Below are 4,152 nucleotides of genomic sequence, written 5' to 3' on the forward strand. Positions count from 1 at the left end.
TGTTACTCCAACCGTAACAACAAACTATACGGTTACGGGCGGTAACGGAATATGTTCTAACACTAAAACGACTTCTGTAAATGTAAATTCTTTACCAATTGTTACTGCAACTTCTGCAACCATTTGTGCGGGACAAACAGCAACTTTAACAGCAGGCGGCGCTACTTCTTATACTTGGAACACAAGTGCCACAACAACCGTGATTGCTGTTACTCCAACCGTAACAACAAACTATACGGTTACGGGCGGTAACGGAATATGTTCTAACACTAAAACGACTTCTGTAAATGTAAACGCTTTGCCTGTAGTTTCTTATGCGCAGAATCCAACAATGGTTTGCGTTGCTAGTACAAGTATTACGCTGAGCGCTGCAACACCAACAGGCGGTGGATATAGCGGCACAACTGTTACCGGAAATATATTTGATCCTTCAACCGCAGGTACCGGAACATTTGTGATCACCTACTTATATACGGATGGTAATAGTTGCAGCAATTCGGCATTTCAAAATATTATTGTAAGCAGCTGTACTGGGTTCGATCAATTAGTTTCCAATGATCAAAGTGTGTCAATCTACCCAAATCCATCAAATGGTTTATTTACTATCAAATCTAAGGATAATAATAACGCGTTAATTGAAGTAATTAATATGTTAGGTCAAATAGTTTACCAGGAAAAAAATTTAAATGAAAACCAAACTCTTGACCTTTATCATTTACAAAATGGATTATATACCGTTAAGGTTTCCGAAAATGGAAAAACGATTTCTAACAATAAAATAATAATTCAAAAATAAAATAAAACTAAAAATCATGAAAACAAAAATTACTTCTTTTTTGCGACGCAAAAATTTTAAAGCACACTCACTTTTATTTTTATGCCTCATTTCTTTCTTCTCTCACAAAGGGCAAAATCTTTTATGGGCAAATGCAATGCTTGGGCCAGGAGGCGGTCAGGGAACTGAAATGGTGGTTGATGCCTCCGGTAACGTATACACAACAGGTGCATTTAGCGGCACAACCGATTTTGATCCGGGCGTTGGTATCTTCACGCTTACGCCTTCTGGCGGAATAGATGCATACGTATCTAAACTGGACGCCTCCGGAAATTTTGTTTGGGCCAAACTGTTTGGCTCTTCGGGTATCGATGGAGGTCAAGATATTGCCCTCGATGCTGCCGGTGATGTCTATTCACTTCTTTCCTTAGGAAACACGAATTACATCTATAAATTATCTGCGGCAGGAAGCACGGTATGGATAAAAAACATTGGAGGCACAGGAGAATCCATTACGTTAGATGCTTCGGGAAATATTTATGTATCAGGAGGATTTGCAGGTTCGTCGGATTTTGATCCGGGTGCGGGAAGTTTTACTATGACAGCGGCTGGCACCGATATTTTTGTTTCAAAACTAGACCCTTCAGGAACTTTTATCTGGGCAAAAAAAATGGGTGGTACGGGAAGTGATGCTAGTTATGGCGTGGCTGTTGACGCTTCCGGAAATGTTTGCATTACAGGTGGTTTTAGTGGCACAGCAGATCTTGATCCAGGTGCAGGAAGCTATACTGTTTCATCGGGAGGAATGGGTGATATTTTCATTTCTAAATTAGATGCTTCCGGAAATTTTGTGTGGGCAACTGCAATGGGCTGGTACGCAAACGACCTTGGTTATTCAATTGCCTGCGATGGTGCGGGTAATATTTATACCACTGGTAATTATGTTGGAACCGTTGATTTTGATCCGGGGGCAGGAACATATTTTTTAAGTGGCTCCGCATCTGCTTTTGTTTTAAAATTAAATGCTTCAGGCACTTTTGGTTGGGCAAAAAATGTTGGTGGAGCGCCACAATCCATTGCGCTTGATGCCGCGGGAAATGTTTATACTGCCGGTGGATTTTTAGGAACGGAAGACTTTGATCCGGGCGTGGGAACATACACTTTGACTTCTGCAGGAAATTATGACGGATATATTTCAAAATTAAACGCGTCCGGAAATTTTGTATATGCGGGAGCATTTGGCGGAGCTGATTATGATATTTGTTTTGGTTTAGCGTTAAGCGCTGCGGGCATTGCTCATGTAACAGGATTCTTTAATGGAACCGCCGATTTTGATCCAAGTGCCGGAGTTTTCAATTTAGCTGGTCCGGGAACAACTGCCGGGTATATTTTTGTTGTGAAGTTGGGAACAACAGCCTTGGGGATAAACGAAGCAACCAATGTAGATAATACTTTATACGTTTATCCGAATCCATCTAACGGTAATTTTACTTTACAATTAAAAGAAGAATTAAATGGAGGAGAATTAATTGTAACAGATGTGATGGGAAGAGAAATTTTTAAAGAAGAACTAAAGAGAGCAACACAACAAATAGAGTTGAACATAAACGTTAAAGGTTTATATTTTATGAGATTGGACTCTGAAGGAAAACGAATGACTAAAAAAATAGTGGTAGAATAATTTTTTCGATTTTTTTTAAATAGGCAGATCTTGTAAATGGTCTGCCTTTTTTTTGACTGCCACTGCCAACTGCCAACTGCCAGCTGCTTATTGCCAGATGCCTGCCGCCTAAAGTAATGTATAACTGGGATGATAACAAATTATATCAATAGCCCGATTATTTTTAGTGTCAACCTTTAAATCACTCGATTTGTCAAACACCCAAAAACTTATTATGGCTGTTTTATTTGGTGTAATACCATTACCTGTTATAATTTAGTCCAATAATGTTGATAACTATTTTTTTATACTTATTGGACTAAAATATAATAAGCTTTTTTTTGTATAAAAAAATCGATGTCAGCACCTAAAGCCTTTAAGATAAATCAGAGCGAAAGCGAACTTAAGAAACTAATGAAAAACAGCCATCCGATGATAGCTAAGCGTGTTCAGGCATTATTAATCTTTAAACGTAATGAAGATAGTGGAATATCCAAGCGTCTTGTGGCTGATGAAATTGGAGTTAACCACAATAGCGTTCAAACATGGAGGACTCTTTACATCGAGGGAGGAATTAAATTGCTAATGTTGCACTCAAAGACAGGTTACAAGCCCAGTAAAATAACAGATGAGCAAGAGCTTGCCTTGAAAGAGCAATTAAACAATCCTCTTAATGGAATGGCAGGGTTTATTGAGTTATTAGACTGGTTTAATAAGCGTTTTAAAACAGATCTAAATTATAAAACCTTTCATGGATTTGTGGTAAGAAAGTATAAGGCTAAAGTAAAAGTAGCAAGGAAAAGCCACATCAAAAAGGATGTTCAACCGGTAGAAGCTTTTAAAAAAAATTTCAGCAGATCTGCCAAAACATTGTCAGTGAAAAAGCTCAAGACTACAAAAAAATAAACTTCTATTGTCAGGATGAAAGTAGATTTGGATTGTTTACCAGAAATGGTAAGGGATTAACCGCAAAAGGCGTTAAGCCTGTTTGCTTGTTTCAGCAGGTATTCAAATCTTTGTACTTGTTTGGAGCGTTTTCGCCAGTTACTGGAAATCACTTTGAATTAGAAATGCCCCCTTGCAATACAGATACTTTTCAGGTATATTTAAATGAGTTCTCTAAGCAATCACTTGATGAATTTAAAATCATAATGCTTCATAACGGGGCTTTCCACAAAGGGCAGAATTTGATTATTCTGGAAAACATAGCTTTGCTTTTTATTACACCATACTCTCCAGAGTTAAACCCTGCTGAAAAAATATTGCAAAAAATGAAACGTGCATTTTCCGGTAAGCTTAATCCTACCCTTGATAATGTTAGTGAATTTATTACAAACCAAGTGGCTATACTTACAAATCAACAGGTTAAAAATATCTGTAGATATGACTATATTTTTTCGCGTCCAAATTGAACTAATGTATATAAAGTGATGGTATTAGAGGGAACATCTATTGGTGATGAAATAAAGCTTGGCTATAAAATAAAAGATGAGTTCAAGAGAATTCAACTCATTGTGTGAAGGGCAGGTTTGGTAAATGGTTTTTATTTAATCAATAGAGTTATATTCTAGCAATTATGTCTTTGTGATCCATTGCCCAAACTAATAAACTATTGGTTACTTGCTCTAAGCCCAATTTTTTTGCAATCCGAGAGCGGTTATTATCAACCGATCTTGCATTGATAAATAATAACTCCCCAATTTCTTTTGATGTATAA

The 4,152-nt window shown here is 37.4% G+C and carries 4 protein-coding genes; all 4 read left to right on the plus strand.

Features of this window, described 5'->3' with window-relative positions; genetic code table 11:
- Positions 1-796: T9SS type A sorting domain-containing protein (locus tag H7254_RS16685; RefSeq protein WP_301934050.1), on the plus strand; the 796-nt coding region annotated here is incomplete at its 5' end.
- Positions 797-812: 16 nt separating this feature from the next.
- Entirely contained in the window at positions 813-2,456 is a 1,644-nt protein-coding gene (locus H7254_RS16690; protein ID WP_301934051.1) for a T9SS type A sorting domain-containing protein, read from the plus strand.
- A gap of 336 nt (positions 2,457-2,792) precedes the next feature.
- Positions 2,793-3,341, plus strand: a complete 549-nt coding sequence (locus H7254_RS16695) for a hypothetical protein (RefSeq protein WP_301934052.1) — start codon at positions 2,793-2,795, stop codon at positions 3,339-3,341.
- Complete coding sequence (locus H7254_RS16700) at positions 3,338-3,847, plus strand: transposase (RefSeq protein ID WP_301934053.1); 510 nt, start codon at positions 3,338-3,340, stop codon at positions 3,845-3,847. Before H7254_RS16695 ends, H7254_RS16700 begins: the two co-directional genes overlap by 4 nt.
- Positions 3,848-4,152: the final 305 nt, after the last annotated feature.

The organism is Ferruginibacter sp. (assembly GCF_014377975.1).
Classification (GTDB): domain Bacteria; phylum Bacteroidota; class Bacteroidia; order Chitinophagales; family Chitinophagaceae; genus Ferruginibacter.

What these genes read in the sequence shown, in the direction of transcription:
- H7254_RS16690 (WP_301934051.1), top strand. Translation starts at nt 813, where the DNA reads ATGAAAACAAAAATTACTTCTTTTTTGCGACGCAAAAATTTTAAAGCA.
- H7254_RS16695 (WP_301934052.1), top strand. Translation starts at nt 2,793, where the DNA reads ATGTCAGCACCTAAAGCCTTTAAGATAAATCAGAGCGAAAGCGAACTT.